The sequence below is a fragment of the Pseudomonas sp. GW456-L12 genome, assembly GCF_059424045.1.
This window is the reverse complement of sequence record NZ_JBWKZA010000001.1, coordinates 21,846-48,042: the sequence shown is the minus strand read 5'-3', so window position 1 is coordinate 48,042 and position 26,197 is coordinate 21,846. Positions and strand designations below refer to the sequence as shown.

At 58.2% G+C, this 26,197-nt stretch carries 41 protein-coding genes; 34 read left to right on the top strand and 7 right to left on the bottom strand.

All coding sequences use genetic code 11. From position 1 onward, the window contains the following. Positions 1-3: 3 nt before the first annotated feature. The 3 genes from AC07Y9_RS00335 to AC07Y9_RS00325 all read left to right on the top strand — a co-directional run bounded on the left by AC07Y9_RS00335 (position 4) and on the right by AC07Y9_RS00325 (position 1,490). Positions 4-456 carry a GvpU-like protein gene (locus AC07Y9_RS00335; protein ID WP_102680178.1) on the top strand — a complete coding sequence of 151 codons (453 nt, stop codon included), beginning with the start codon at positions 4-6 and terminating at the stop codon, positions 454-456. 220 nt (positions 457-676) lie between these two features. Continuing rightward, positions 677-1,147: a hypothetical protein gene (locus AC07Y9_RS00330; protein WP_146021772.1), complete on the top strand. Its 471-nt coding sequence runs from the start codon at positions 677-679 to the stop codon at positions 1,145-1,147. 145 nt (positions 1,148-1,292) lie between these two features. Continuing rightward, the gene (locus AC07Y9_RS00325) at positions 1,293-1,490 is read left to right on the top strand and encodes a hypothetical protein (protein ID WP_102680177.1); all 198 of its coding nucleotides are present in this window, start codon (positions 1,293-1,295) and stop codon (positions 1,488-1,490) included. Here the strand turns inward: AC07Y9_RS00325 and AC07Y9_RS00320 are convergent. Beyond that, positions 1,479-1,778, bottom strand: a complete 300-nt coding sequence (locus tag AC07Y9_RS00320) for a hypothetical protein (protein WP_102680209.1) — start codon at positions 1,776-1,778, stop codon at positions 1,479-1,481. The two genes, AC07Y9_RS00325 and AC07Y9_RS00320, sit on opposite strands and share 12 nt — an antisense overlap. A 149-nt stretch (positions 1,779-1,927) precedes the next feature. Between AC07Y9_RS00320 and AC07Y9_RS00315 the strand changes: the two genes are divergently transcribed. The 26 genes from AC07Y9_RS00315 (at position 1,928) to AC07Y9_RS00190 (ending at position 20,020) form a co-directional block, all read left to right on the top strand. Beyond that, positions 1,928-2,260 carry a phage holin, lambda family gene (locus tag AC07Y9_RS00315; protein ID WP_041983323.1) on the top strand — a complete coding sequence of 111 codons (333 nt, stop codon included), beginning with the start codon at positions 1,928-1,930 and terminating at the stop codon, positions 2,258-2,260. 4 nt (positions 2,261-2,264) lie between these two features. Continuing rightward, complete coding sequence (locus AC07Y9_RS00310) at positions 2,265-2,561, top strand: hypothetical protein (protein WP_102680176.1); 297 nt, start codon at positions 2,265-2,267, stop codon at positions 2,559-2,561. A 199-nt stretch (positions 2,562-2,760) separates the two neighbouring features. After that, positions 2,761-2,913 (top strand): hypothetical protein, encoded by a 153-nt coding sequence (locus tag AC07Y9_RS00305; RefSeq protein ID WP_173679786.1) that lies wholly within the window; start codon positions 2,761-2,763, stop codon positions 2,911-2,913. A gap of 61 nt (positions 2,914-2,974) precedes the next feature. Beyond that, positions 2,975-3,178 carry a hypothetical protein gene (locus AC07Y9_RS00300; protein WP_309475357.1) on the top strand — a complete coding sequence of 68 codons (204 nt, stop codon included), beginning with the start codon at positions 2,975-2,977 and terminating at the stop codon, positions 3,176-3,178. Positions 3,179-3,318: 140 nt separating this feature from the next. Continuing rightward, the gene (locus AC07Y9_RS00295) at positions 3,319-3,852 is read left to right on the top strand and encodes an NADPH-dependent FMN reductase (protein WP_102680175.1); all 534 of its coding nucleotides are present in this window, start codon (positions 3,319-3,321) and stop codon (positions 3,850-3,852) included. A 13-nt stretch (positions 3,853-3,865) separates the two neighbouring features. Then, on the top strand, positions 3,866-4,489 hold the full coding sequence (locus AC07Y9_RS00290) for a putative metallopeptidase (protein ID WP_102680174.1): 624 nt from the start codon (positions 3,866-3,868) through the stop codon (positions 4,487-4,489). Positions 4,490-4,520: 31 nt separating this feature from the next. Continuing rightward, positions 4,521-4,982, top strand: a complete 462-nt coding sequence (locus tag AC07Y9_RS00285) for a DUF2280 domain-containing protein (protein WP_102680173.1) — start codon at positions 4,521-4,523, stop codon at positions 4,980-4,982. Next, complete coding sequence (locus AC07Y9_RS00280) at positions 4,969-6,270, top strand: terminase large subunit domain-containing protein (RefSeq protein WP_102680172.1); 1,302 nt, start codon at positions 4,969-4,971, stop codon at positions 6,268-6,270. Before AC07Y9_RS00285 ends, AC07Y9_RS00280 begins: the two co-directional genes overlap by 14 nt. Next, a complete protein-coding gene (locus tag AC07Y9_RS00275) occupies positions 6,267-7,685 on the top strand; it encodes a DUF4055 domain-containing protein (protein ID WP_102680171.1) in 1,419 nt (472 codons plus the stop codon). Before AC07Y9_RS00280 ends, AC07Y9_RS00275 begins: the two co-directional genes overlap by 4 nt. Continuing rightward, positions 7,660-8,745 (top strand): minor capsid protein, encoded by a 1,086-nt coding sequence (locus tag AC07Y9_RS00270; protein WP_102680170.1) that lies wholly within the window; start codon positions 7,660-7,662, stop codon positions 8,743-8,745. Before AC07Y9_RS00275 ends, AC07Y9_RS00270 begins: the two co-directional genes overlap by 26 nt. Positions 8,746-8,823: 78 nt before the next feature. After that, entirely contained in the window at positions 8,824-9,063 is a 240-nt protein-coding gene (locus AC07Y9_RS00265) for a hypothetical protein (protein WP_102680169.1), read from the top strand. Between the two features lie 104 nt (positions 9,064-9,167). Further along, entirely contained in the window at positions 9,168-9,896 is a 729-nt protein-coding gene (locus tag AC07Y9_RS00260; protein WP_102680168.1) for a hypothetical protein, read from the top strand. Between the two features lie 12 nt (positions 9,897-9,908). Continuing rightward, positions 9,909-10,871, top strand: a complete 963-nt coding sequence (locus AC07Y9_RS00255; protein WP_102680167.1) for a major capsid protein — start codon at positions 9,909-9,911, stop codon at positions 10,869-10,871. 45 nt (positions 10,872-10,916) lie between these two features. Further along, complete coding sequence (locus AC07Y9_RS00250) at positions 10,917-11,507, top strand: hypothetical protein (RefSeq protein WP_053260403.1); 591 nt, start codon at positions 10,917-10,919, stop codon at positions 11,505-11,507. Between the two features lie 56 nt (positions 11,508-11,563). Continuing rightward, positions 11,564-12,067, top strand: coding sequence for a DnaT-like ssDNA-binding protein (locus AC07Y9_RS00245; RefSeq protein ID WP_102680166.1), 504 nt, complete (start codon positions 11,564-11,566; stop codon positions 12,065-12,067). A 17-nt stretch (positions 12,068-12,084) separates the two neighbouring features. Then, on the top strand, positions 12,085-12,453 hold the full coding sequence (locus AC07Y9_RS00240) for a hypothetical protein (protein ID WP_102680165.1): 369 nt from the start codon (positions 12,085-12,087) through the stop codon (positions 12,451-12,453). Further along, positions 12,450-13,046, top strand: coding sequence for a hypothetical protein (locus AC07Y9_RS00235; protein WP_102680164.1), 597 nt, complete (start codon positions 12,450-12,452; stop codon positions 13,044-13,046). Before AC07Y9_RS00240 ends, AC07Y9_RS00235 begins: the two co-directional genes overlap by 4 nt. Further along, complete coding sequence (locus AC07Y9_RS00230; protein ID WP_102680163.1) at positions 13,043-13,471, top strand: phage tail terminator-like protein; 429 nt, start codon at positions 13,043-13,045, stop codon at positions 13,469-13,471. Before AC07Y9_RS00235 ends, AC07Y9_RS00230 begins: the two co-directional genes overlap by 4 nt. Positions 13,472-13,510: 39 nt before the next feature. Continuing rightward, on the top strand, positions 13,511-14,170 hold the full coding sequence (locus tag AC07Y9_RS00225; protein WP_102680162.1) for a phage tail protein: 660 nt from the start codon (positions 13,511-13,513) through the stop codon (positions 14,168-14,170). 9 nt (positions 14,171-14,179) lie between these two features. After that, on the top strand, positions 14,180-14,560 hold the full coding sequence (locus tag AC07Y9_RS00220) for a phage tail assembly chaperone (RefSeq protein WP_102680161.1): 381 nt from the start codon (positions 14,180-14,182) through the stop codon (positions 14,558-14,560). A 77-nt stretch (positions 14,561-14,637) separates the two neighbouring features. Next, complete coding sequence (locus AC07Y9_RS00215; RefSeq protein ID WP_371858222.1) at positions 14,638-14,883, top strand: DUF1799 domain-containing protein; 246 nt, start codon at positions 14,638-14,640, stop codon at positions 14,881-14,883. 27 nt (positions 14,884-14,910) lie between these two features. Then, the gene (locus AC07Y9_RS00210; RefSeq protein ID WP_102680159.1) at positions 14,911-17,931 is read left to right on the top strand and encodes a phage tail tape measure protein; all 3,021 of its coding nucleotides are present in this window, start codon (positions 14,911-14,913) and stop codon (positions 17,929-17,931) included. Next, positions 17,931-18,269: a phage tail protein gene (locus AC07Y9_RS00205; RefSeq protein WP_102680158.1), complete on the top strand. Its 339-nt coding sequence runs from the start codon at positions 17,931-17,933 to the stop codon at positions 18,267-18,269. Before AC07Y9_RS00210 ends, AC07Y9_RS00205 begins: the two co-directional genes overlap by 1 nt. Before the next feature lie 9 nt (positions 18,270-18,278). Continuing rightward, positions 18,279-19,028 carry a phage minor tail protein L gene (locus tag AC07Y9_RS00200; RefSeq protein ID WP_102680157.1) on the top strand — a complete coding sequence of 250 codons (750 nt, stop codon included), beginning with the start codon at positions 18,279-18,281 and terminating at the stop codon, positions 19,026-19,028. 2 nt (positions 19,029-19,030) lie between these two features. Next, positions 19,031-19,795: a C40 family peptidase gene (locus AC07Y9_RS00195; protein WP_102680156.1), complete on the top strand. Its 765-nt coding sequence runs from the start codon at positions 19,031-19,033 to the stop codon at positions 19,793-19,795. A gap of 24 nt (positions 19,796-19,819) precedes the next feature. Then, positions 19,820-20,020 carry a hypothetical protein gene (locus AC07Y9_RS00190; RefSeq protein WP_146021771.1) on the top strand — a complete coding sequence of 67 codons (201 nt, stop codon included), beginning with the start codon at positions 19,820-19,822 and terminating at the stop codon, positions 20,018-20,020. On the opposite strand, the gene AC07Y9_RS00185 is transcribed toward AC07Y9_RS00190, so the two are convergent. Then, positions 20,004-20,231, bottom strand: a complete 228-nt coding sequence (locus tag AC07Y9_RS00185; protein ID WP_146021770.1) for a hypothetical protein — start codon at positions 20,229-20,231, stop codon at positions 20,004-20,006. The genes AC07Y9_RS00190 and AC07Y9_RS00185 overlap by 17 nt on opposite strands. 82 nt (positions 20,232-20,313) lie before the next feature. Continuing rightward, entirely contained in the window at positions 20,314-20,622 is a 309-nt protein-coding gene (locus AC07Y9_RS00180; RefSeq protein ID WP_146021769.1) for a hypothetical protein, read from the bottom strand. A gap of 131 nt (positions 20,623-20,753) precedes the next feature. Here AC07Y9_RS00180 and AC07Y9_RS00175 point away from each other — a divergent pair, with 131 nt between their 5' ends. Next, positions 20,754-21,239 carry a hypothetical protein gene (locus AC07Y9_RS00175; RefSeq protein WP_146021768.1) on the top strand — a complete coding sequence of 162 codons (486 nt, stop codon included), beginning with the start codon at positions 20,754-20,756 and terminating at the stop codon, positions 21,237-21,239. 55 nt (positions 21,240-21,294) lie between these two features. On the opposite strand, the gene AC07Y9_RS00170 is transcribed toward AC07Y9_RS00175, so the two are convergent. The 4 genes from AC07Y9_RS00170 to AC07Y9_RS00155 all read right to left on the bottom strand — a co-directional run bounded on the left by AC07Y9_RS00170 (position 21,295) and on the right by AC07Y9_RS00155 (position 23,469). Further along, positions 21,295-21,570: a hypothetical protein gene (locus AC07Y9_RS00170; RefSeq protein WP_102680153.1), complete on the bottom strand. Its 276-nt coding sequence runs from the start codon at positions 21,568-21,570 to the stop codon at positions 21,295-21,297. Between the two features lie 49 nt (positions 21,571-21,619). Continuing rightward, positions 21,620-22,324 carry an endonuclease NucS domain-containing protein gene (locus AC07Y9_RS00165; RefSeq protein ID WP_102680152.1) on the bottom strand — a complete coding sequence of 235 codons (705 nt, stop codon included), beginning with the start codon at positions 22,322-22,324 and terminating at the stop codon, positions 21,620-21,622. A gap of 47 nt (positions 22,325-22,371) precedes the next feature. Then, positions 22,372-22,974, bottom strand: a complete 603-nt coding sequence (locus AC07Y9_RS00160; protein ID WP_102680151.1) for a DNA translocase FtsK — start codon at positions 22,972-22,974, stop codon at positions 22,372-22,374. Between the two features lie 72 nt (positions 22,975-23,046). Beyond that, positions 23,047-23,469 carry an Arc family DNA-binding protein gene (locus AC07Y9_RS00155; protein ID WP_102680150.1) on the bottom strand — a complete coding sequence of 141 codons (423 nt, stop codon included), beginning with the start codon at positions 23,467-23,469 and terminating at the stop codon, positions 23,047-23,049. Positions 23,470-23,532: 63 nt separating this feature from the next. Between AC07Y9_RS00155 and AC07Y9_RS00150 the strand changes: the two genes are divergently transcribed. The 4 genes from AC07Y9_RS00150 (at position 23,533) to AC07Y9_RS00135 (ending at position 25,911) form a co-directional block, all read left to right on the top strand. Continuing rightward, the gene (locus AC07Y9_RS00150; RefSeq protein WP_102680149.1) at positions 23,533-23,685 is read left to right on the top strand and encodes an Arc family DNA-binding protein; all 153 of its coding nucleotides are present in this window, start codon (positions 23,533-23,535) and stop codon (positions 23,683-23,685) included. Then, positions 23,672-24,682 carry a BRO-N domain-containing protein gene (locus AC07Y9_RS00145; protein WP_256580956.1) on the top strand — a complete coding sequence of 337 codons (1,011 nt, stop codon included), beginning with the start codon at positions 23,672-23,674 and terminating at the stop codon, positions 24,680-24,682. The genes AC07Y9_RS00150 and AC07Y9_RS00145 overlap by 14 nt, the downstream gene beginning before the upstream one ends. Next, a complete protein-coding gene (locus AC07Y9_RS00140; RefSeq protein WP_102680147.1) occupies positions 24,679-25,485 on the top strand; it encodes a KilA-N domain-containing protein in 807 nt (268 codons plus the stop codon). Before AC07Y9_RS00145 ends, AC07Y9_RS00140 begins: the two co-directional genes overlap by 4 nt. Positions 25,486-25,581: 96 nt before the next feature. Next, entirely contained in the window at positions 25,582-25,911 is a 330-nt protein-coding gene (locus tag AC07Y9_RS00135; RefSeq protein ID WP_102680146.1) for a superinfection immunity protein, read from the top strand. The last annotated feature ends 286 nt before the right edge of the window (positions 25,912-26,197 follow it).

The following is a 26,197-nucleotide window of genomic DNA, read 5'->3' as shown; positions in this document are numbered from 1 at the left end:
GGGATGAATGACGACGCCAAGAGGTTTGAAGAAGAGATTGAGGAAACATTCAATCAGAACCTCTTCACGAAGCTTGAATGGGAAGGTCGCGGGGTGGATCCGGCGCTCCAGCGGCTCGTCGATCTGGTCAACAACGTTAAAGCAGAGATCGGTGTGACACTGTCAATTGGCGCAGGCTTTATTTCCGGGGTGGTAATTCCTCTAGATCGATACTGGGAGCTCTTTGCTGAACAGTGCACTCGTAGCCTCAACGGTAGTGAGGAAATGAGGCGCTCGTTCCTGTCGTGGCATTCAGAACCTCCTGAGGGGGTGCTGTTGCCCGCTCAGTTTGTGCATCTCAGAGACGCTAAGATGCACACGCCCGACGGCGCCATTCCTGTAGAGGAGGGAGCGTTATGGAGAGGAAAGCTGTCTTCGGTTGAAGGATTTATCATCGGAAAGTTTAGCCCTAAGTGAAGCTACCATCTTTATCATGTAAGCCCGCCTAGAGCGGGCTTTTTATGCCTCAACTTCACCTATAGCCAGGGCAGCCCTCGGGAAGACCTGGGCGTCGGAAACCGTAAGAAAGTAAGACTGGCAACCCAGTGTGCTCGGCAGGGCTGGCCAGGCAAACACATGTGCTACGTATGTTTTTCTGCGTCTATGCTTGTTGTTCCAATCAAAGGAGGTACAAGCAATGGAAGCTGCTGGATATGACAGATTGTCCAATTTGGCAAGCGCTAACGGGGAGGTGGGCACCGGTGGACTTGCCAATTGTATTGCTGTGGTGGGTTTCGATACATCGAATCGAATGGCTATTGCTCATTACAACACAATTAATTGCATGGATACTTCAAGTAACCCACCGCGATGGAATGAAGCATCGTTAACAAACTTCCGCGAATGGTTCAAAAAACAAAGACAAGCAACTAAATTCATGGTTGGCCTTGGTAAGGGCTGGACCGATCCTGAAGGTGACATGGTCCGCCTTCGCATTGAGCTTATCCAGCTAATCATCAAGGTTTTTGGGTATGAACCAACTGTTGCAGGCTATTGCATTACCTGCAGAGAGAGAACCCTGACCGCGCATGCAAATGACAGTGTTATGCCTCAAGGCTGGGGTCAAATGGGCCTAGTGATTCCGTACGATCAGTTAAGAGCGAGATGACCCCACGTCTCGTATAGCTATTGCGTGCGTCATCAGCGGAAGTGTCCTGTCGTTATCGGTACTGCTTTGGCGGGCTGCAGAAAGATGCGCGCACCTATTCAGGGCCCCAGCATTCGCTGGGGCTTTTTCATTTCTGGAGCACAGCATGAAGAGCAAGTACCGCCAGGCTGTTGAGTCGGTTATCGCGCAGGAAGCCAAGCTGGCCGAAGTGAAGAAGATGCATGACGAGGCAGTAGGTCGTGTGCAGAAGACGGCTGAATGGCTCGCACTGAACGAGGCCAGCCTGAAGAGTTACGAAGACAGGCTGGCTGAGCTCGAAAGGTCGCTAGGGTTAGAAGCCTAGCCCTTGATCAAGAAGTGTTGGGTATTCAATCTTTCCTTTGGTTGTCTTGCTTCGGTTTTTCACGTCGACAACCAGCATTATGTCTTTCGACGTATCGAAGCCGGTCTCAAGCCATAGCCGGCTGGCAAGGCTATCGGCAGTTTCATTTGCCTCAAACGCAAAGAATGAAGATGTCTCCGGCCAGGGATATGTTGTCGCTATTTCCTGAACTTTTTTGACGAATCCGTCATAGCGTTCTTGGTAGCTTGAATCTGACTTGAATCGAAATGTGACGATAAAGTTTGCCATGGTTCCATCCGTTGTCGCGATTGTAGGGATCACGACGATAGCACGGAGCCATATGCCCGCCACTGAGCGGGCTTTTTCATTTTTGGGCTATGCCCAGGCCAACGCAGACCCTTTTTAATTCATCAACTCCCGACCGGGAGGAAATCGAGATGCCGAACATGCCCGATAAACCAGATACCTGGCTGCTCGTCCTTGCGTGGCTGAGCCAGCACGCGCCGACGATCTATGCCGGTGCGCTGTCGTTCGTAGTGGGTGCGCTACGCATCATCTACGGCGGCGGGACTCGGCGCCAGGCTCTGCTCGAGGCCTGTCTCTGTACTCTGATCACCATCGGGCTGATACCGCTGCTCGAATATTTCGGGTTGCCGCAGAGTTTCGCCACTCCGGCTGGCGTGTTCATCGGCTTCCTTGGTGTGAAGAAGATCGCTGAACTGGCTGATCGGTTCGCTGACTTCAAGCTGCCGAGTCGAAAGGCAGAGTAGGCCCATGGACTACATCATCGGCGGAAACCACTACTCCGCGAGTTACCAGGACCTACGCGAGGAGCACGCCCGGTTCGCCGGCATGACCGACAAGCGCTTCCTGAGGGAGCTGCCCGCGGCGCTGCACTGCGCAGTGTTCGTGTGCTGGTTCAAGGAGCTGCCGTCGAGCGTTGTCCTGTCGGATGAGGGGATCGTCCACCAGCTGGCTCACCTGATCCACTTGAAGGGTGAGCCGCTGGTTATGACCAGGCTTGGCGAGATCCGCGAGCTGTTCAACAAACAGCTGCTGCTTGCAGCGTAAGTCGCGACACGTTTCGCGAATCAATCAAATCGTGTCGCGACACGCGGCAAAGGAGAAAAGCATGAGCAGTGGTTGCACGAAACCGGTTTGCAAGGGCGATCTTGCGTTGGGTACCGCGTGCGGTCGGTGTGAGCGATGCGTCGCGAAAACGCCAAGCTCTAACACGGGTGCCGTAGTTCGATTGCACCATGCCCTATCAATGGGACCTGAAATCAATACGGCTCTCATTGATCTGGATAACGCGATCGCCAAGGCGGTAGATGCTGCCAAGGCTGCTGGCCTGCCCCAGGGTCTGGTCGTTGCAGAGCTTCACGGGCACGCCCACGCACAAACCCACATCATGGTGAGCTGAGTGACGACCATTTGTCGCTGTGGAGTGCTCTGGCTACGCCGTCGATGGCGGAAAGCTGCTGATGGTCGGCCACGACGACAAGACGGGCATCTGGAAGCAGGAGCTCGCCCCGTCCAACCCTGACGCCATTGGCAGTGGCGCCCCATATGCCCTGGCCGCAATGGATATGGGCGCAAGCGCAGAGGACGCAGTGCGTGCTGCGATGAAGCGGGATATCTACACCGGCGGCAAGGTGCGGGCGCTGCGAGTTGCCCGCGATCAGTAAGGAATTAACATGACAACCAAGCAACCCGACTGGGAGGCAATCGAACGCGCCTACCGGACAGTGTTTCTGTCGTGTCGAAGCTGGCCCTGATTCATGTATGCGACACTGCGCCATCTCACTAGGGAATGGAATGTTTACAAATGGTCCAATTATTAGCGGTGTCCGGAAGCATTCGCGCAGCATCTTCTAACTCCGCACTACTGCGTGCGGCTGAGGCGCTGAGTCCTGACGGGGTGTCGATCAAGCACTACCTGGCGGTTGGTCAATTACCTCACTTCGATCCGGACCTGGCCGATGAACCGCCTCAGATCGTCGCAGAGTTACGGGCTTTGATAGGCAAGGCAGACGGCATCCTCATTTCGTGTCCTGAGTATGCTCGTGGAATACCTGGCTCTTTCAAGAATGCGTTGGATTGGCTAGTGGCGAGCCATGAATTTCCGGGTAAGCCGGTTGCACTGTTTAACGCTTCACCTCGTGCGAGTCATGCCCAGGAGGCGCTTCGGCTGGTGCTGAACACCATGTCCGCGGTAGTTGTAGAGCCTGCGTCGATAACTGTGAACCTGCTCGCTAAAGGAATGGATGAGGCCGGCATCGCAGCGAGCCCAGAGATCAGTAAGCAAATCGTCTCGGCATTAGCTGTATTCAAGAGTCACATAGAGGTCATGCAGGAATAGAGAAGGTGAGCGGATGAACAGACCGATGCCTCCCGCATCACCGATTGAGCTGTCGGAACTATCCGACGTCGGTATTCGCCTGACTCCAGCCACAGAGGTTTGGGAGTGGCTACAAACCGAGATCCTTGCCGACACCGGCAGCATCCACAACGAAGACCATGCCCACCTCCTAGATGCAGACATTCGGGTCATGTGGGCGTCGTCGAGCTTCGAGAAGCAAGGTAGGACAGTCCTTGGCCAAGCCGAGCAGGTAGCGTTCCGTGCGGGCGGTTGGCAGAAAGCCCGGATGGAGCAACAGATGCGTGATTGGTTCGGCGAGGTGCCGGCCTTCATCATCACTCTGGCTGCTGACTACTGCGCCCAGTGCAGCGATGAAGAGTTCTGCGCTCTCGTAGAGCACGAGCTTTACCACCTGGCCCACGCCAAAGACAAATACGGTCAGCCAGCCTTCACCAAGGAAGGCGCACCCAAGCTTGAGATGCGTGGCCACGACGTCGAGGAGTTCGTCGGCGTGGTCCGGCGCTACGGTGCAAGCCCTGACGTCCAGGCGCTGGTGGATGCAGCAAACAATCCTGCCGAGGTGGGGAAATTGAACATATCGAGGGCCTGCGGAACCTGTCTGCTCAAGTCGGCCTGATTCTGGACAGGCTCTGGACGGATGAAAATCTATGGCAGCCCTTCAAAACGACGTGAAGGCCTTTATCGTTCAGGCCCTGGCGTGCTTCGACACGCCTTCACAGGTTGTTGAAGCCGTCCAAAAGGAATACGGGATATCGGTTACCCGCCAGCAGGTGGAGACACACGACCCGACCAAGACGTCAGGCAAAGGCCTGGCAGCCAAGTGGCAAACCCTGTTCCACGACACCCGTAAGCGCTTTCGTGAGGACACGGCAGAAATCCCGATCGCCAACCGTGCGTACCGACTGCGCGCCATGAATCGCTTTGTGGAGCGCGCCGAGGGGATGAAGAACATCGTCTTGGCTATGCAGATCCTGGAGCAGGCTGCCAAGGAGTGCGGCGACGTCTACGTGAATCGCCAACGGAAGGACGAGCCTGACGACGAGCCGGCGATCCCGACCCGGATCCAGGTCGACGTAGTGGATGCGAGGAAGCCGAATGCCGAGCCTTAACGTTCCGCAGTCGCAGTTCCTTCTGTTGCCCCACAAATTTCGTGCATTCGTTGCTGGCTTCGGCTCGGGGAAGACCTGGGTTGGATGCTCGGCACTGAGCAAGCATTTCATGGAGTGGCCTGGCGTCAACGCTGGGTACTTCGCACCGACTTACCCGCAGATCCGGGACATCTTCTACCCAACCATGGATGAGGTGGCCTATGACTGGGGACTGAAGACCAAGATCAACCAGGCGAACCATGAGGTTCACATCTACAGCGGCCGGCAATGCCGCGGCACTGTGATCTGCAGGTCGATGGAGAAGCCGCAGACCATCGTCGGCTTCAAGATCGGCCATGCCCTGGTGGATGAGCTGGACGTGCTGACGTCGATCAAGGCGCAGCAGGCCTGGCGTAAGATCATCGCGCGGATGCGCTACAACCTGCCGGGCCTGAAGAACGGCGTTGACGTCACCACGACGCCGGAAGGCTTCAAGTTCGTGTTCCAGCAGTTCGTGAAGCAGCTGCGCGACAAGCCGGCGCTCAAGGACATGTACGGCCTGGTCCAGGCCAGTACGTTCGACAATGAGTTGAACCTGCCGGACGACTACATCCCATCGCTGATGGAGTCGTATCCCGAGCAGCTGATCAGGGCCTACTTGAACGGCCAGTTCGTCAACCTGACCTCTGGCTCGATCTACCACGCTTACGACCGCAAGTTGAATCAGTGCTTCGACACTGTTCAGCCGGGTGAGCCTCTGTTCATTGGCATGGACTTCAACGTCGGCAAGATGGCGGCGATCACCCATGTCAAGCGCGAGCAGGGTTTGCCCAGGGCAGTGGATGAGCTCATGGATGGCTACGACACGCCGGACATGATCCGCCGCATCAAAGAGCGCTACTGGCGCCACAACGGCACCGACTTCGAGAAGACCTGCGAGATCCGAATCTACCCGGACGCCTCCGGCGACTCGCGCAAGTCGGTCAATGCCAGCATGACGGACATCGCCATGCTCAAGCAGGCCGGCTTCTCTGTCATCGCGCCTGCGGCAAACCCGCCGGTGAAGGATCGGATCAACGCCATGAACGCCATGTTCTGCAATGCCCAGGGCGAGCGGCGTTACCTGGTCAACCCGTTCACCTGTCCGACCTACGCCGACGGGCTGGAGCAGCAGATCTGGGCGCCCAGTGGCGAGCCGGACAAGACACAAGGCAACGACCACGCCAACGATGGCGGTGGTTACTTCATTCACCGCGAGTACCCGATCATCAAACCGGTCACCGCTATCAAAATGGGATACGCCCGATGAGCAACGACGTCTCCTTCAAGCGGGCGGACTACCTCGAGGCGCTCGATCGTTGGTCTACAGTGCGCGACGTATGTGCCGGCCAGCACCGGGTTGTCGACCGACTGCCGTACATCAACGCACACGACAAGTCGCCTGAGAACCAGGACCGCAACAAGGCATACCGTGAGCGCGCGGTGTTCAAGAACGCCACCGGGCACACCCGTAACGGGTTGCTCGGCCTGGCCTTCCACAAAGACCCGACGCTGACGGTACCGAAGAAGCTGGAGTACCTGCAGGACAACGCCAACGGCTCCGGCGTGAGCATCTACCAGCACTCGCAGGGCACGCTTGAGAAGGTGCTTGAGGCGGGGCGCCATGGCCTGTACGTCGACTATCACCAGGACGATGGCATTGGCGGCCACTCGGTGATCCTGTCGTACTGCGCTGAGGAAGTCATCAACTGGCGCACCGGCATGGTGAACGGGCACAGCGTTCTAACCCTGGTGGTGCTGCGGGAGGCACCAGAGGTGGAGGACGGCTTCGGCTTCAAGGTGATTGAGCAGTATCGCGAACTGGCACTGGAGCCCGACGGATTTGTTTGCCGAGTCTGGCGGCGGTCTGGTCCTAAAGGTGGCGGCCCGCTGGCCATTGTTGAGGAGTTCAGGCCTGAGGGCATCACTGGACGGCTGAAAGAGATCCCGTTCACCTTCGTTGGCGCGCAGAACAACGACCCCAGCATCGATGAGTCGCCGCTCTACGACATTGCCATGATCAACCTGGGCCATTATCGGAACAGCGCCGACTACGAGGACAGCGTCTTCTGGTGTGGCCAGGCCCAGCCGTGGATCTCCGGCTTGGATGAGCAGTGGCGCGACTGGATGGAGAAGAACGGCGTCTATGTTGGCTCCCGCGCGCCGATGATGCTGCCTGCCGGTGGGGCATTCGGTTACGCGCAGCCGCTGCCAAACACACTGGTCAAGGAGGCCATGGCCGACAAGAACCAGATGATGATCGAGCTGGGCGCTCGCATGGTGGTGGCTTCGCTTTCGTCCAAGACGGCAACTGAAGCCCGCGGCGATCAATCGGCATCGACTTCGGTGCTGGCTGGTTGCGTGGCCAACGTCAGCGAGGCTTACACCCGGGCGATCATGTGGTGCTGTGCCTATATGGGCGTTACCGATAAGAAGGTCGCCTACCAGGTGAACCAGGAATTCGTTGAGCTGACGGCGGATCCGCAGATGATCACCGCACTGGTGGGGCTCTGGCAGAACGGCGGGTTCGCGAAGGCTGACCTGCGGGCCTACTTGCGCAAGCTGGGCCTTATTGCGCCGGAGCGCACGGACTTGCAGATCGACGGTGAGCTGCAGGAGCAGGGCGACGGTCTGGGCCTGGACGACGAGGACAATCCAAATGGCGGCAAACCAAGCGATCCTTGATGCCACAATTCGGCACGCCGTCTTTCTCGAGCAGTTGAAGGCGGGAGAGGTGGGCAAGTTCGCTCCCTTCCTCAAGGAGATTGACCGGTCGATCCGGGATCGCCTCACTCAGTCGGATCTGACCGAGTACAACGCCAAGCGGTTGGAAGCGCTGTTGAAAGAGGTCGACAGCCTGCTGCTGGGCATCTTTGACCGCTACAGCGCGCAGCTGAACCTCGACCTGATCGAGATCGCCAACTACGAGGCCGAGTTTGAGGCTACGAGCTTGGCCAGGTCGGCACCGGTCGGTGTCTCGCTTGATGTTGTGGCACCCACGGCTGCTGCGATCCGCACAGCGGTGCTGACCAATCCGCTCAGCGTGCGCGGCACCGGTGGCGGCAAGTTGCTGAAGTCGTTCATCAAGGGCTGGACCGTTGCAGAACGTGACTGGGTGACCGGCACGATCCGGCAGGGCTTCTTCGAGGGGCAAACGAACTTCCAGATCATCCGCAACATTCGCGGTACCAAGGCGGCCGGATACAAAGACGGCATCCTGGCGACCACAAACCGCAATGCCAGCACGGTCGTGCACACGGCGATTCAGCATGTGTCGTCCCAGGCGCGCATGGAGGTGGCCAAGGCCAATACGGACATCGTGTCCGAGGTCGAGATGGTCGCTACTCTGGATAGCAAGACCAGTCAGCAATGCCGGTCGATGGACAAGCGCCGGTTCCCGGTCGACTCCGGGCCCAGGCCGCCGTTTCACCCGAATTGCCGCACGACCTTCGTCCTACTGACCAAGCTCAGCGAGATGTTTGCCAAGGGCGCCACGCGGGCCGCAGTAGGGGCAGATGGAGCAGGGCAGGTCAGTGCGAGTCTTGATTACTACCACTGGCTCCAGCAGCAGCCAGCGTCATTCCAGGACGTGGCGATCGGGCCGGTGCGGGCCAAGTTATTTCGCGAGGGCGGCTTGACCGTGAAACGTTTTGCAGAGCTGCAGCTTGATCGCAACTTCGCGCCGCTGACCCTGGCGCAAATGAAGAGTTTGGAGCCTCTGGCTTTCGAACGGGCGGGCGTGTGAAAAGCATGCAAACCCCTGCCAAAAAGATGTTTTTTGTGGTGGTAGCCTTTTGTAAACACAAAACGAGAGGCGACAAACATGATTTCACAGGAAGAGCAGGACTTCGATCACTCCATTGAGATGGTGTTAAACACTCTGCGTCTGGCGCGGGACCCTCGCTGGTTAACCGGGAGTGTATGCACGGTTGGTGATGCTGCGCGTGATCCTGAGAAGCTGATCAAGCGGATTAGAGAGGAGGCTGAGGCCCAGGGCTTTGGCTACGTGAGGCTCGACATCGTGGGCGGCGACCGGATCGGATTCAACGGTTCCAAAGACTGACAGAGCCAGCGTTTACCAAAGCGCAACTTAAGTACAGCCTCGGTATATCCGGGGCTTTTTTACGCCTGCAAAGCGGGCAACACATACCCAAGGGGTGCATCAACGTGGCAGAAGAAAACGAAATCGATCTGGAAAACCCGGCAATCAAGGCCGCTATCGCGACTGCCGTTGACGCATCCGTTTCCGGGCTGAAAACCAAGAACACCGAACTGTTGGGCAAACTGAAGGAAACCACCGGCAAGTTGACCCAGTTTGAAACCCAGTTCGAAGGCATCGACATCGATGCCGTCAAAGGCTTGCTCAGCCGGGCTGGCCAAGACGAAGAAACCAAGCTGCTGACTGAAGGCAAGGTAGATGAGGTTTTCAACCGCCGTACCGAGCGCCTGCGAGGCGACTACGACAAGCAGTTGAAGACTGTCACTGCGCGGGCCGAGAAAGCCGAAGCGTTCGCCGCCAAGTTCCAGGGCAAGGTCCTGGGTGATTCGGTGCGCGGCGCAGCACTGAAAGCCGGCGCGCTGCCGGAGGCAACCGACGACATCATCCTGCGCGCCAAGGGCGTGTTCTCGCTGAACGAAGAGGGTGAAGCGGTAGCCGTGGATGAATCCGGCCAGGTCATCCTCGGCAAAGACGGCAAGACCCCTCTGACACCGCTCGAGTGGGCGGAATCTCTGCGCGAAAGCGCGCCTCACCTGTGGCCAAGGGCTTCAGGCACACAAGCCCCGGGCGGGGGTAGCGGCCAGGCTGCATTCAAGCGCTCCGAAATGACTGCCGAGCAGAAGCGTGACTACCAGCGCAAGCACGGCCAAACCGCATTCCTGCAATTGCCCAAGTAAGGGGATTCACCCATGGCAACGACTGTTAATAGCGACCTGATCATCTACAACGATGAGGCGCAAACCGCATACCTGGAGCGTGTCCAGGACAACCTCGATGTGTTCAACGCATCGTCCAATGGTGCGATCGTGCTCGACAACGAGCTGATTGAAGGCGATTTCCGCAAGCGTGCCTTCTACAAGGTTGGTGGCTCGTTGGAGCATCGAGATGTCAACTCCACCGGTAAGGTGGTCGCGAAGAAGATCGGCGCCGGCGAGGCTGTTGGCGTCAAGGCTCCATGGAAGTACGGCCCATACCAGACTACTGAAGAGGTGTTCAAGCGCCGCGGTCGTCCGGTAGATGAGTTCTCCCAGATCATCGGTGCCGACGTTGCTGACGCCACTCTGGAAGGCTTCATTCAGTACGCCACCGCAGCGCTGCGTGCGGCCATCGGCTCCAACGCCGGCATGGTGGTCACTGCCAACATCGAAACCGATGGCAAGAAAACTCTGACCCGCGGCATGCGCAAGTTCGGTGATAAGTTCGGCCGTATCGCCCTGTGGGTCATGCACTCCAGCGCCTACTTCGACATTGTCGACGAGGCCATCACCAACAAGATCTACGAGGAAGCCGGTGTCGTCATCTATGGCGGCCTGCCAGGCACCCTCGGCAAACCGGTGCTGGTGACCGACACCGCGCCGGCCGATGTGATCTTCGGTCTGCTACCCAATGCGGTGGTGATCACCGAGTCCCAGGCCCCGGGCTTCCGCTCCTACACCGTCGACGACGAAGAGAACCTGGCTATCGGTTACCGCGCCGAAGGTACCGTCAACATCGACGTGCTGGGCTACAGCTGGAAGGACGCAGTCGGTGGTTCGAACCCAACGCTGGCTGCGGTCGGCTCGGCGGCCAACTGGATCAAGCATGCCGGCAGCGACAAGGTCACTGCCGGCGTGATGATCACCCTGACCACCACGCCACCAGCCGGCGGCTGATACTGGCCCTGACAGCGGCCAGCGATGGCCGCTACGGAGATTTTTATGGAACTGGTTTATTCCACTCAGAATTCGGACTTCGACCCGGAAAAGCGGTACCGCAATCCAGCTCACTTTGATCGACCGGAGGCTGGTGTGACCCATGCGGTCGTGATTGGCGATTGGCCGAAGGTGGTCGGCGCCTATGAGGCGCTGGGCGTCGAAGTCTCGGTGTTAAAGCCTTTGATCAGCCAGCCGGTTGATTCGGGCGGAGCCGACATCATTGCCGGTCTGGAACAGGAAAACGATAACCTCCGTACTGAGCACGCCGGAATCCTGCGATTGATCGAAGCTGTTGAAGGCGAGTCGACCCTGGAGCGCCCCGGTGATGGCGAGCTGCCGATCCGGTTGTTCGACGCGCTGAAAGCCATTCACGAAGGTGTCGCCACCCTCACGGGCGAACGTGACACCCTGGTGGGCGAGGTTGAATCGCTCCGCTCTGAAGTCGCACGCCTCAAGGCGGCTGCGGAGCCAGTCGACAATGCCGAGAAGATCGCAAGCCTCAAAGCTCAACTCGACGCCGCCAACGTGCAATATCGGGCGAATGCTTCGGTGGAATCGCTGGAAAAGGCGGTTGCTGATCTGCAGAAGGCCTAATAATTCGGGCGCCCGGAAACTGGTGCCCGCTACCCAAACACGCAGCGAGCTGACTCATGACTCTTATCATTGAGGACGGTACCGGCAAGCCTGACGCCGAAAGCTACGCCTCCGCCGAGGACCTGGCCTTGTACGCCGTGAAGTTCGGTGTGACCATCCCCGGGGAAGTTCCAGCACAAGAAGCGCTGCTTCGCCGGGCCGCCTTGGCGATGGATGGCATGACCTGGAAGGGGCGCAAGATGGATAGCGACCAGGCGCTGGCCTGGCCTCGGCGAGGCGTTGAGCTTGATCGCGAGATCAAACCCGACAACTACCTGCCGGCGCGTATCCAGTACGGCCAGATGGCCCTGGCCGCCGAGATCCATACCGACGATATCGACCCGATCGAGAAGCGCAAAGGCGCGATTACGCTGGAGCGAGTCGAAGGGGCGGTAACTCGCGAGTACGCGACAATCCCGAACACTAGCGGCCGACTGTTGCCGGCGGCGCCGGATCGGCCGAGCGCCACGCAGTTTGCCGACTACCTACAGAAGCGCGGGCTGTTCGCAGTGCGCGCATAGCCCGAAACGGAGCCCTCATGGCCTTCTATGACGAAATGGCCGTGATGGCTCTGGAGATGATCACAGAGTTTGGCCAAGCCGTGATCATCAGCAAGACGCAGCCGGGCGAGTACGACCCGGAGACTGGCGGCGTGGCGCCGGGCGCCACCATCGAGCAGACCGCCCAAGGCATTCTGCTGGACTTCACCGGTCAGGAATTCCAGAACAACAGCCTCATCAAGCAGGGCGACAAGAAGCTCAAAATCGCTGCTCAGAGTTTGGCCTGGGTGCCAGGCCTGCTGGACAAGGTGGTCGCTCAAGGGCGGACTTGGTCGATCGTCCCGCCATTGAGAGAGGTCAACCCAGCCGGCACGCCGATCCTGTATGAATTGCAGGTGCGGTCATGAGTCGGGCGGGCGCCGGTCAATCTGGCAGCTTCGCCCTGAGCCTCGCCGAGTTCGCGGCCCAGACCAGCGAAGCCATCGATGCCAGTGTGCGCGAGATCATCATTGAGGTTGGTAGCAGCCTGATCCGCATGTCTCCCGTGGGAAACCCGGAGATCTGGGCGCAGAACGCTGTCGCGACCCAGTACAACAAGGCTGTCGAAGACCACAACGCCGCGCTGCGCAGCGATCCGGCGAACCTGACCAAGGGCGGCAGGCTCAAGAAAGGTCGTAAGTTCAATGACGGCATGGATATCGTTGCCCCGGAAGGCTACGTCGGTGGCCGCTTCCGCGCGAACTGGCACATTTCCCTCGGCGTGGTCGAAAACGTCACGTTCGACGAGGTTGACCCGGAAGGCAATGAAACTGTTGCCGCTTTGGTAGCCGCGATGAGCGATTTCACCGCCGGCCAGATCGCTTACATCATCAACAACTTGCCCTATGCGATTCCGCTTGAATTCGGCCACTCGACCCAGGCCCCCGGCGGCATGGTCCGGGTCACCGTGGCTCGCTTCCAGCAGATCGTTCAGGAGGCCATCAGGAACAATCAGGTATGAGTCACGCACGCGCCCGTCAGGCCATCGAAACGAAGCTGGCCGTATGGTCGGCTGCGCGCCCAATACGAGTGGCCTACTCGAATCAGCAATTCACACCGAACCCATCTGAAACCTATCTGCGAGCCTTCCAGCTTCCAGCCAGCACCACCTGCCGTTACCTCGGCGGGGACGCCTACGAGTACACCGGCGTCTATCAGATCAGCATCGTCTGTCCGTCGGCCCAGGCCATGGCCACCGCAGAAACGCTTGTTGAAGAGCTGACGCGGCTCTTTCGAGTAGACACGCCACTGGCCCGCAACGGGTTCGATGGCCTCATCACTGAACCAGTAGATCAAGGGCCAACCATCACAGAGTCGGCGACCTACACGGTCCCGGCCAGCTTCACCTACGCAGGTGTCGCAGACCAATCGCCCGCTGGGGCATAACCTACCGCCGTCAGGCGGGCATTCAAGAGGAAACACACCATGGCCGCACGCTTCCCGCTGCCGAACGGCGCTGTGCTGGAGATCGCCAGCGTTATGGGATCCGCCGTCGCTTTCACCGCCCTGACCAATGCGAAACCGCCAGTCGCTGCGTCCGTAGGGCATAGCATTGAAAACGGCGACGTTTTGCTGATCAACTCCGGCTGGGCGCTTATCAATGACCGCGCAGTAAAGGCGTCCGGCGTTACCGCCGATGCATTTGCGTTGGCCGGTCTCAATACCACCAACACCGACAAATTCACGGTAGGTGCAGGTTCTGGCTCCGTGATCCCGGTGTCTGGATGGACGCAAATCTCGAAAGTTACGTCCTTCACATCCTCCGGTGGCGAGCAGCAATACCAGACTGTCGGTTACCTGGAAGATGACGATGACAAGCAATTTCCAATTAACCGCAACCCGACCACGATCACCGTCGTGGTTGAGGATCAGCCGACCGCTCAATACGTCGAGACTGTCGAAGGCTTCGACGACACCAAAGAACTTGCCGTCGTGCGCATGAAGTTGCGTAACGGTGATCAGATCCTCTATCCGGGTTATGTGAGCATCACTCCTGATCCGACGATGGAGCGAAACAACGTCATGACGCGAACCATCAGCATCGGGCTTTCGGCTCGCTCGCTCCGTTACTTGGCCGGCGCATAAGGATTTCCCATGGCAAAGATCAGGATCGCTCAGAACCCTACGTTCAAAGCTCTCGTGCACATACCGATCGTAGGGTCTGAGCCCGAGGCAATCGAGTTCACCTTCAAGTATCGCGATCGCCCGGCACTCGCCGCGCTGTTCGACGAGTGGAACCTCAAGGCGAAGGAAATGCGCGAGGGGTTCGGGGAAGGCACCACATTGTCGGATGTCGTTGCTGCCGAAACCGAGTATCAGGCGCATCAGATTAAGGATTTGGTCGCGGGCTGGGGCTTTGATGACAAGTTCGACGACAAGAGCATCCTCGCCCTTGTTAAGTCCTGTCAGGGCACCGCTGAAGCGGTGGTGAATGCCTATCAGAGCGCATTCAATCAGGCCCGCTTGGGAAACTGAGGGAAGCAGCCGCGGCGTTGTACGAAAGCGGGCCATCTGCTGAGCAGTTGGCAATCCTCGGGCTGACGGCTGCCGATATGTCGGGTGACGACGTAGAGGTCTGGCCATGCAACTGGCCGGCCTTCCTCCTGTTCAACCGAATGTCCACGCAGTGGAGGGTCGGCACCGGTGGCGCCATCGGCCTCGATTACAACTGCATTCGCGACGTCGCCGAATTCCTCGGCATCAAGAAAAAGAAACTCGCTGAAATCTTTCCTGACCTGCAGGTGCTGGAAGGCGAAGCCCTGCGCGTCATGGCGGAGGAGAGTGAAAACAGCCCGTGATCACGGGCACTTACTCAAGGTGAGTCGATGAAAATTGCAGAACTCGGCGTCAAGATCGACTCGGCCGATGCGATCGAGGCCAAAACGAGCCTGGATGAGATGGCGAAGGCCGGCGGCCGGGCCGAGCAGTCCGCCGTTTCGCTGATGAACGAAATGCAGGCGCTGGAGAAGTCGCTCTCTACCAGCGCCAAGACCACGCAGGACCTGGCCAAGCAGCGCGATGCGTTGGCGAAACTGACCAAGACCGGCGCCTATGGCGAAGCTGAGGCCGCGAAGATCTCGGCGCAGCTCGACAAGCAGCAGGTATCCCTGGCCAAGTCGGCCATGGATGAGCAAAAGGCGCTGAACAGCCTGCTGGGCGCTATTGACCCGGCTCGCGCCGCACTGGCGAAGCTGGATACCCAGGTCGAGCAATTGGGCAAGCATCTGGATGCCGGCCGGATCAGTCAGGACGAATACAACACTGCCCTGAGCAAGATCGACAAGGACTACGACAAACTCAACAAAACCACCACTGGCTTCGACAAACTGCGCCTCGGCACCCGCCAGGCTCAGGAAAACGTCGTGCAACTCGGCAACGCGTTGTCGTCCGGTGACTGGGGTAGCGGTGTTCGCGCCGTGGCTCAGTTGGGCGCTGGTGCTGGCGCGTCGGCAGCGGGGCTTCTCGCTATTCTGGCGCCTATCGCACTGGTCACTGCTGCAGTCACTGCTCTCGGATTCAGCTATTACAAGGGCACCAAAGAGCAGGATGAGTACAACGAATCGCTGATTGGGACCGGCAACTATGCCGGGGTGAGCGCTGGGCAGCTTGGCGATATGGCGCGCCAAGTCGGCGCAACCGTTGGCACTACCGGACAGGCTGCTGAAGTCCTGGCGCTGCTGGCTGGTAACGGCAAGATCGCGGGTGAGAGCTTCCTGGGTATCACCCAGGCTGCCGTGTCGATGCAGGAAGCTACCGGCAAGGCGGTCAAGGATACGGTCGCTGAGTTTGCGAAGATCGCTGACGAGCCGGTAAAGGCCTCGGCAGCGCTCAACGAGCAGTACCACTACCTGACTGCCTCGGTTTATTCGCAGATCGCCGCCCTTGAAGAGCAGGGTGATCATGCCGGTGCGGTAAAGCTGGCGACTGAGCAATACGCCGACGCGATCAACGAGCGCACGCCGCGGATCCTCGAAAACCTGAGCTTCTGGGAGAAGGGCTACAACGCAGTAGCGCGGGCAGCGGACAACCTGAAGAACCTGGGCCGCCCCGACATCGACGCTGATATCGAACAGGCCCGGCGAAACCTGGAGCAGGCTCAGTCCGGAAATGTTGGAGCGTTCCAGAACCAGAAGGAGATGGTCGAGCTCTACAGCAACCAGCTCAATATGCTGGAGGATCAGAAGGCCGCAGCGGCGGACATTGCCAAGTGGGAAGGTGAGCAGGCTAAAGCCCAGAAGGATGCTGTCACCGCGATGGGCAAGGTCGATGCCCTTACCAAGTCCTCCTGGACGAACGAGCAGAAGCGTGCCGATGCACTGAAGGAGTACAAACGGCAGCTCGACGATATCCGCAAAGTCAGCCCCAACGATGCACGCCTGAATCAGGCGCTGGTCGACAAGAACATCGCGAATATCAATGACAAGTTCAAGGACTCGAAAACACCCGCGGGTGCTGTCGACCTGACCAGCTTCAACAACTCTAAAAACGCCCTCACCGGCATCCTGTCCGAGTACAAGAACGCCCAGAAGGAACTGGAAGCGGCGCAGAAGGCCGGCCTGGTCTCCCAGGCGGATTACCTGCTCAAGCGTCAGGCAATGATCGGCAACGAGCGCGATGAGGTCATCGCGGCTTACGAGGCGGAGATCTCGGCGCTCGAAGCGACCAAGGGAAAGGCCGGCACCTCGGCGGCCCAGCGCATCCAGCTGGACCAGAAGATCGCCGACGCCCGCGCAGCCATGGTCAAGGCACAGAAGGATGCCGACTCGGAACTGGCTGTGTTGGCCGCGAACGAAGAGGGCAGGCTCAAGAAGCAGGCCCTGGCTGTCAGCACCTACACCGGAGCCCTGCAGCAGCAAGTCGACACTTTGCGCCGGCAGGGGCAGCGTGCGGCCGCCGGTCTTGGGCAGGGTGATCGGCAGCGCGGGCTGACCGACCAACAGAACGGCATCGACGACCGCATCAACCAGCAGCGTCTGACCTTGGCCGACCAGTATGGCGACGGCTCCCGTGGCATGAGCCTCGACGAGTACAACCAGAAACTGGCGGCCCTGGACAAGACTCAACGGGACCTGCAGGAAACGGCGATCTCCAACTACGACGAGATGACCGCTGCCCAGGACAGCTGGAGCGCCGGCGCCTCGTCGGCGTGGCAGAACTACCTGGAGTCGGCTCGCGATATTGCTGGCCAGACGAAAAGCTTGTTCACCAACGCCTTCAGTTCCATGGAGGACTCGGTCGTCAACTTCGCCATGACCGGGAAGTTCTCGTTTTCCGACTTCACCAAGTCGGTGCTGGCGGATATGGCTCGGATTGCCACGCGCCAGGCGAGTTCATCGCTGCTGAGCAGCCTTGTTGGTGCCGGAGTGAATTACTTCGCCGGTAGCGGTACTGGGTCAACCTCGCCGGGTAGTACGCAGGCTGGGTACACCAGCGAGTACTTCCCTCAGGCCAAGGGTGGCGCCTGGTCTGGTGGTGTGCAGATGTTCGCCGACGGCGGCGCCTTCACGAACTCCATTGTCAGCAAACCCACGGCGTTCGGGATGGCCAACGGCAAGACCGGGGTCATGGGCGAGGCTGGGGAAGAGGCAATCATGCCTCTAGCCAGGACCTCCAGCGGCAAGTTGGGCGTCATGGCCATGGGCGGTGGCGGAGGTGGCAACACCTACAACTTCCCGGTAGCCGTCTCGGTGCAAACATCGGGCGCGGGTGAAGGAACCACCCAGGAGGACACGACGCAGCTGGGCAAAGGCATTCAGCAGGCTGCAAAGGCTGAGGCTGAAACGGCAATCGCCAGAGGGCTGCAGCCAGGTGGTTCTATCTGGCGCGTGATAAATGGGAGGGGGTAATGGCGATTGAAACGTTCACCTGGCCAACGCAGAACGGGGACGCACCCGAGATCACCTATCGGGTGCGAACCGCGCAGTTCGGTGACGGCTACAAGCAAACCGCCGGCGACGGGCCGAACAACAAGGAAGACTCCTACCCAGTCACCTACACCGGTTCGAAGGCTCGGGTGCTTGAGATCATGGCTTTCTACGATCGGCACGCCGGTGCGAAAGCTTTTCTCTGGACGACCCCGCTCGGCGAGCTGGGCCTGTTCACCTGCGTCAATCCTGTTCCCATTCCTGTCGGGGGCGGGGTTTTCAAGGTCACAGCCACGTTCAACCGGGCCTTTCATCCATAAGGGGCAATCATGCCGCTGATCAGTGACATCCAGGCGCTTGAGCCTGGTAGCGAAGTACTGCTCTTCGAATTGGACGGATCGGACTATGGGGCGGACGTATTGCGCTTCCACGGGCATGCGATCCCACACTCGCCCGAGGAGCTGCTGGCAGCAGGGCCAAACGCCGATCAACTGCCGGCAAAATCCATCTGGTGGCAGGGCAACGAGTACGGCGCCTGGCCCATGCAGATCGACGGCATCGAAGCCAACGGCGATGGCACCGCGGTACGACCAACGCTGTCGGTCGGCAACGTCAATGGCCGCATCACGGCCTTGTGCCTGGCCTTCGACGATTTGCTCGAGTTCAAGCTGACCATGCGCCATACGCTGGGCAGCTACCTGGACGCGCAGAACTTCCCGGGCGGCAACCCAACAGCCGACCCCACCCAGGAAACGATCGAGGTCTGGTACATCGACCAGAAGACCAACGAGGACGGGGAAACGGTCAGCTGGGAGCTGGCCAGCCCGGGCGACGTTGGTGGCGAATCCATCGGCCGGCAGGCGACCACGCTTTGCCACTGGTGCCTCACTGGCGGTTACCGCGGCCCGAGCTGCGGCTACACCGGCGGCTACGTCGACAAGGACGGATTGCCCACGGACGACCCGGAAAAGGACGAGTGCGACGCCACCCTTGGGCGGGGATGCATTCCGCGCTTCGGCGAGGGCAACGAGCTGCCTTTCGGTGGTTTCCCTGCCGTTTCCATCATTGCCCGGAGCTGACCATGCGCAAACACATCCTGAGTGCGATCCAGGCACACGCGGCGGCCGAGTACCCGAAAGAGTGCTGCGGCCTGCTGCTGGCCGTTGGGCGCAAGCAGCAGTACTTCCCGTGCCGCAATATCGCTATGGAGCCGAACGAGGAGTTCCGGCTGGATCCGGAGGACTACGCCGCGGCCGAGGACCTGGGCGAGGTGATCGGCATCGTGCATTCGCACCCTGACGCCACCAGCAGGCCGTCACCGCGAGACCTGGCCATGTGCGAGGCCACAGCGTTGCCCTGGCACATTCTGAGCTGGCCGGAAGGCGATCTCAGGACGGTCGTGCCAACCGGCGATGTCCCGCTGTTGAGGCGGCCATTTGTTCACGGCGTTTGGGACTGTTGGGCCATTTGTGCCGAATGGTATCAGCGCGAGTGGGGGCTGGAGTTCGAAGCCTTCCAGCGCGCTGATGGCTGGTGGGAAGACCCGGCCGGGCCGAGCCTCTACGAGCAGGCCTATGAAGCGGCGGGATTCGTGCGGGTTGACCAGCCACGGCGCGGCGACATGATCGTCATGTCCGTGGGGCGCACGGCGCACCCGAACCATGCGGGGATTTACCTCGGCCCGGATCCGCAGCTGCCCGGGGAGGCTGCCGAGGTGTTCGGCCCTGGGCCTTTCCTGCTGCATCACCTGTACGGGCGACCAAGCGAAATCATCGTTTTCGGCGGGCCATGGGCGCAGCGCACGCGCCTGATCCTCAGGCACAAAGATGCACAACCAACTACATGATGCGGCAGGGCCGCGGGAGAGATTATGAGTGAGCCATTTGAAGTTTTAGGCGATCAGTTAATCAACAGGCGGTCGATCATCATCGATGGTGATCGGTTCGCAGGAGTTGGGCTTGGCTTACCCGAGAACTGTGGAGGTAATGCACAAGTGAAAGCCGACCTACATGAGCGTCGGCTTTCAAGATTGGAAAAGGCGCTCGGCCTTGAACCTATTTGTGATGACTGAAGAAACTGTTGATAGCTGTCACGTCGGGCGCAACAGCGCCTGATGGATGAGTCTTGGCGAGTTCTACGGCATAAGCTTGAGCTGCCTCAACAGCCCCTGCGCCTTGCGTCTCTTTAAGCTGATTCGCCAGGCCTGAAAGTATGCAGTTCAGTGTAAGAAGAGATGAGCCGGTGTAGTTCAGAATCTCTTGGATGTTGGTGTCATTGCTCACATCGACCTCCTAGGTCATAAACGCGCCGAAGTTGGCGCAATCCCAGTCCTTGGGCTTGCAGGCAAAGGACTGGGGAAAACTCTCACACTCCCAGATCTTTGATGAATTTGTCAGACATCAACCTGTTACCTGGACGAGCAGTCGGATCGGTATCAACATCTGCCAAAAAGTCAGCAAAGATATTGAGTTGATCTTCATCGTCTTGCGTAAGCTGACGATCAACTGGAGCCAAAAATTCATTGATCTCATTAGCATCTAGGCCGGGCGGCAATGACCCTGTGGCTGTGAATTGCTCCATCTCCCTGTGCATTGCAGACCGAATTACGGCCTTTCTATGTGGGCCTTTGTGAGGAATTGCGAGTGCTGTTTTGAGGATGTCGCCCTTTGCCATTTCTTTTCTTCCAATGCACATAAAGGCAGGAGGCTACTATTCGGCGGGAGAGGGGCGTTACTGGCTTTCCATCCAGTTGGCTAACCTATTTCAGCTCGGTTAGGCTGGGGTTTTCCAAGTGAGGGATCACCATGGTCAACGCAGTATCATTTAGCCTATTGGAATCAGAGTTCGCAGCTATTCCGGTCACTAGGCGTCTTGAAAGAGGTGCAATGGCAAATGAGCATGGCTCATGGATTGGAGTCGATTATCTGATCCTATGCAGCCAGCATTGCCCAATTTGGGTCGCGAAGATTGAGGATATTGTGCTTTCCAGAGAGGATGGTGGGCCACTGAGTTTCAGATTTTCTGAAATCAGGTCTGTAGCAAGGAAGGGCGGGGATCCTGAGTACGGTCCAGCCTTCAAACCATACCGTTCCGATAAATATAATCCCCAGTTAACAGCCTTTGACGATGAGTCGTTCTTTACGATCGGGGACCCTGTTCCCTTCATTGCTCGGCCCGATACGTACGGGCCGTTGAGCATGGAAAAGGCTATTTTAGGTTTGGCTGAAACGTATGGAGTCGACCCGAAGCAGGTAGAAATTACCATCCGCTCGAAGCCCGCCGTCGGTTGAAATTAAGAATGATGAACTGGCCCAGCCCCGCGCTGGGCTTTTTCGTTTCTGGCGGTCACCAGGAGATGAGCCGCAAGCCGCTAGCCAGATCGAATATTTCAGCCGAGCTTACGGGGTGCTTCTCCAAAATGTTGATCAGATAACCCAAGACTCGACGCGATTCTTGACTGACTGGCTTCCCGTGAGGCAGCAGCAGGTCTGTTATCGGATAGCGTTCTTTGGGCCAATTCTGAAGCGCATCGATTACCTGTTCACGCATTTTCACTAGCGCGTGAGGGCCGTCGGCAGGATCTAAAAGCGTTTGTCTCAGTTTCTTGAATTCTTGCTTCATATGCTGGCCTCCCTGCGCATGAAAAAGCCCGGGCTGGGCCGGGCTTGAATCAGTCTTCGATGGCAACCGCATTGAAAGTGAACTGCACCTTGTACTCAACGAGAGATAAGTCTGTTATGGCCTCTGCCGCGTAGCGGACGGCCTCCGGAAACTCGCTTGCGATCAGTATTCCTCGCGGGCGCTGGCCATCTTGCCTGGTATACCAGCCCAGATAGCGGGCGATTTGCCCCACAGCAGCATCCTTGGCCTGGCCAACTTTTAGCTCGATGACGACGCGGCGGCCGGTAGCATCCTCGGCAAGGATGTCGACTCGGCCCACGTCTATGCTGACCTGGCGATCGACGAAGCGAAGGCCCTTTTCGATGCTGTCGAGGCTGCGAACCAAATGGGTTTCGACGTCCCGCTCCAGGGTAATGGATGTCTCTACTAGCTCCTCGATGTTGGCGTCGTCACCGGCTTCGAAGTCATCCGACTCGGCTTCAGCTAAGGGTGCCCAGGTATTTACTCCGTGGAGCTCAGGATCATATCGATGGAAGCGACCATCTTCGGAGCGGTAGAAAAAACGATCAGCCCATTTGTGGTGGATGTAGGCCTTGGGGTTGTTAACGGTGCAGGCATAGAAGTGAGCGGCAATCGCCCCAGGCTTCCATCGCTTGGGAAATTCGCGTTCAATGTAGTTCTTGATTTCCTGCCTTGTAGCGCCATCGGGTGCCTGTTCTATGTAGCTTCGCAGGGCTTCTGCCAGAGTGGTCATTCAGTATCGTCCTGAACTGGGATGGGTGGTGGTGATGCGAGTTTGAGTTAGCCTTTGGAGTCCCAGCCCACAACAAGGCCATCCTCCAAGGTAACTCGCAGCAGATATCTGTTACTGCCCTGGTGGTCGTACTTCCAGACCTCTCGGGATTTGGTCTTCATGTACTTCTGATCAATCGCCTCTGGCTCGCCGGCCGAATCGAACAGCTGGGCCGCAGTCATACCTTCCCAGATCTTCTGGCTGAGGATGGCCTGGACGACAGCGTCGTTACCATACTTTTCAGAGAGGTAAGCGGTGCGGAGCGTGAGTTCTTCTGCTTTGCGCTGACGTTCGACTTCAGCTTTGGAGGGAAGTAGACGGGCAGCTTCACGCTGCTGCTTGCTTAGAAGGTGCCTGACCCCATTACTGTCTATCCCAGTGATGATGCCGTCCTCCTCAAGGGCCTCGACAAGACGGGCAGCTCGGATGTAACCGATCTTCAGGTGGTGTTGTACGGCAGAGACGCTACTGCGTCCTGTAGAGAGCACGAAACGCGCGGCATCGGGGTACAGCGCATCTTCATTGGGGGAAAGGTCTGAAAAGTCGAACTCCGGCTCCGGGGTGAACGTCGAAGTCGACGACCCGCCGAAGAGGGTTTTCCACCAAGACATTCAACACTCCTTGTTAGTCGATCCGGGAAGAGAGAGAAAGCCCGGTGGGCCGGGCTTGCGGAGAGGATGGCGCTACTGAAAGTTTACCCAAAGGCTGATAAAGCCATCCCACTCGACTTCATATCCTACGCCTGAAAGTGTTTTGTTTACCGAGTCCGTGAGGGATTCGGCAACATCATCTGGCAGGGATTCGAGCCCCATATCCTGCAGGTCGACATGGGCGGTCGTGAGTCCGTGCAATATCGAGTGATTGATCGACTCCACAACTCTCGACTTGATCTCAGCAGGGATATTTTTACGGAATGCAGCTGACATTTCCCGCGCCTTGGCTGCTGGAATTAGATCAGCACTCAATCTCTGCTTAAGAATGGTCGACTGCAGGCAGGCGACGAGTTCCGCGTTCACGGATCTATGGTTTTCGTCTGCCGCCTCTTTCAGTTGCTCATAGAGCGGATAGGGCAGACGGAACTGGGAGCGGTAAATTTCATCAGTCATGTCACTATGTTGACACTACGAGACTGGATTCGTATAGTGACATCTAGTCACTAAGGAGGTGCTATGCAGGTACTCACGCGTACCCAGGTCCGATTCCCCGGCGAACTTATGGATTGGCTGAAGCAGCAGGCAAAGGATCAAGGTCGGTCCATGAATGCTCAGTTGGTGGAGATCATCAAGCAGGCAAGGGGAGAAGGATCGAATGGGCAGAAATGAAAAAGCCCCGGTCGTTGGCGCGACCAGGGCTCTTGAAACCAACGCAGTTAACGATCAGGAAAACAACGTCATGTCGAATATTAGCACAGAGGCTAATAATGTCATTCCTTTCCGCTTCGAGGCGAAAGAGGTGCGCACGCTGCTGGTCAATGATCAGCCATGGTTCGTGGCTGCCGATGTTGCTGCTGCGCTTGAGTATCGCGAAGCAGAGAAGATGACTCGCTGGCTCGACGAAGACGAGAAGGCTCCCCACATTGTGGGGACCCATGGCGGCGATCAGCGTATGACCCTGATCAATGAGTCTGGCCTGTACTCTGCGGTCCTACGCAGTCGCAAGGCAGAGGCCAAACGATTCAAGAAGTGGGTGACTGCTGAAGTGCTTCCAGCGATCCGCAAGCATGGTCGCTACGAAGACAAGCATTCCAAGATGGCAACGCTGATGGATGAGCTGATTGGCATGAGCGAGCTGAGCGTCATCAAGGGCCTCATCAGGGACAAAGGTAAAGCGGTGCAGGCGGACAAGCGCCAGAGTTTCACGCATACCATGCACAGCCGGCTGCATACCCGCTTCAATGTTCCGCGCACAGAGCTGATTCCGGCACACCAGTTCGAGTCAGCCTGTAATTTCATCGCGGCGTATGCGCTTGAGGGCGAATACCTGGGCAAGGAGGAAGCCAAGGCCAAGCAGCCATTGAGCATCCACTACCCCGTTGAAGTTCTCGCTCGTCACAAGCCTGAAATGGTTAAGTCGCGCGGTGACGGCCACGCATGGCTCGACGTGTCTCTTCATGATCTTCGCGATATCCGTGGTGATAACACCCCTTGCGAGGCGATTCTCATTGAGCTGCGCAGGGCCGGCTACGAGGTCGATGGCGCTTGGTGGGAGCTTCGCACCTACCGCAATAAAATGCAGGAGATCGCCAGCTTCGCTCGCGGGCTTACTTGCGTCATTGATGAGCCGCACCGTTATGCGATCAAGGTGGGGGACGCAGCATGAATGCGCTGATGATCGCAGGTATCGAGATACACCAGGATCAGGACGGTCGGTTCAGCTTGAATGACTTCCATCGCGCCGCTGGCGGCGAAAAAAGACATGCGCCAAACGAGTGGATGCGGATTGGTCAAGCGAAGGAGTTGGCAGAAGAAATTGGCAAAGCGGGAATTCCCGGTTTGAGAACTGCCCGTGGTGGGCGCGCGCCGGGCACTTATGCATGTAAAGAGCTGGTGTATGCCTACGCAATGTGGGTCAGCCCGGTGTTCAGCCTTCATGTCATCCGCACGTTTGACACCGTTGCTGCCAATGACCACTCGATTCCGCAGGAGAAGCGGCTGCCAGTAGCCGCCGACAACCTCGACGCAGCCAAACGCATTGCCGAAAACTTCGGCCTGGAAGGAAATCAGGCCCTATTGAGCGCCAACAGCATGGTCCGCTCCGCCATCGGTATCGACCTGATGGAAATGGCTGGGGTCAAGCGGTTGGTAAGCGAGTCGCAGGAGCTGAACTACACACCGACGGAGCTTGGCGCGAAGTTCGGCATGAGCGCGGTGAGCATGAACAAACTGCTCGCCGACTGCGGCCTCCAGCATCAGGTCCTCTACAAGCCAGGCAAGAAACGCTGGGAGGTGACACCTGATGGCAAGTTGTTCGCGGTCATCACCGACACCGGCAAGAAACACAGTGACGGCAAGCCAGTTCAGCAAATCCTCTGGAAGGAATCGGTGCAGGAGATGCTGGCTAGGCTGGCTGATCAGCTTCGCTCCGGACTTCCCGCGGTGATCGCCGGCGGCTTTACGCGCTAAAGCCAAGCCTTGTACAAGCCATTACCTCGCTTCGGCGGGGTTTTGGCGCTTCCCGCGGATGATGGTAGATTGCCGGCATCTACAGGGAGATTTCGTATGACTGGAAACATGATGGCTGGCTTGGTTTTTCTGATTGTGCTGGTTGTCGTTTACTTTATTCCCACCTACATCGCGTATTACAGAGATCATCCAAATCGCATTGCAATACGCCTTCTGAATCTTTTTCTCGGCTGGACGTTCCTCGGCTGGCTGGCCTGTCTGATTTGGTCAGTCTTAGCCATAGAGAAGAATGAAGATGACCTGTTGGGTTCACCAATAAAGCCTGAAGACAAATATCAGCAGCTTGAAAAGCTTGGTGATCTAAAGGAGCGCGGATTGCTTACAGATAGCGAGTACCAGAATGAAAAGGCTCGCATTCTTGGCTGATCGGTACTTTTCGTATATCCCAGCGAGGGAACGACATGAAGTTTTTTGTAGGAGCGGTAGCGGTGGCGCTGTTGGCGGGGTGTTCGTCGCCCTCCGATCTAATGTCGTCGAACCCTGCTGTCACGGTGACGTCTGCCAAGACTCCGAAGGCCCTGGCGCTGTGTGTGTTCCCTCAGTGGCAAGAGCACAGTTCAAGCGCAACCATGACTGAGACGGCCACTGGATATCGACTTGTAAATGGTTTTGCACAACAGACGGACGATGTTCTGGATGTCAGGTCGACGAA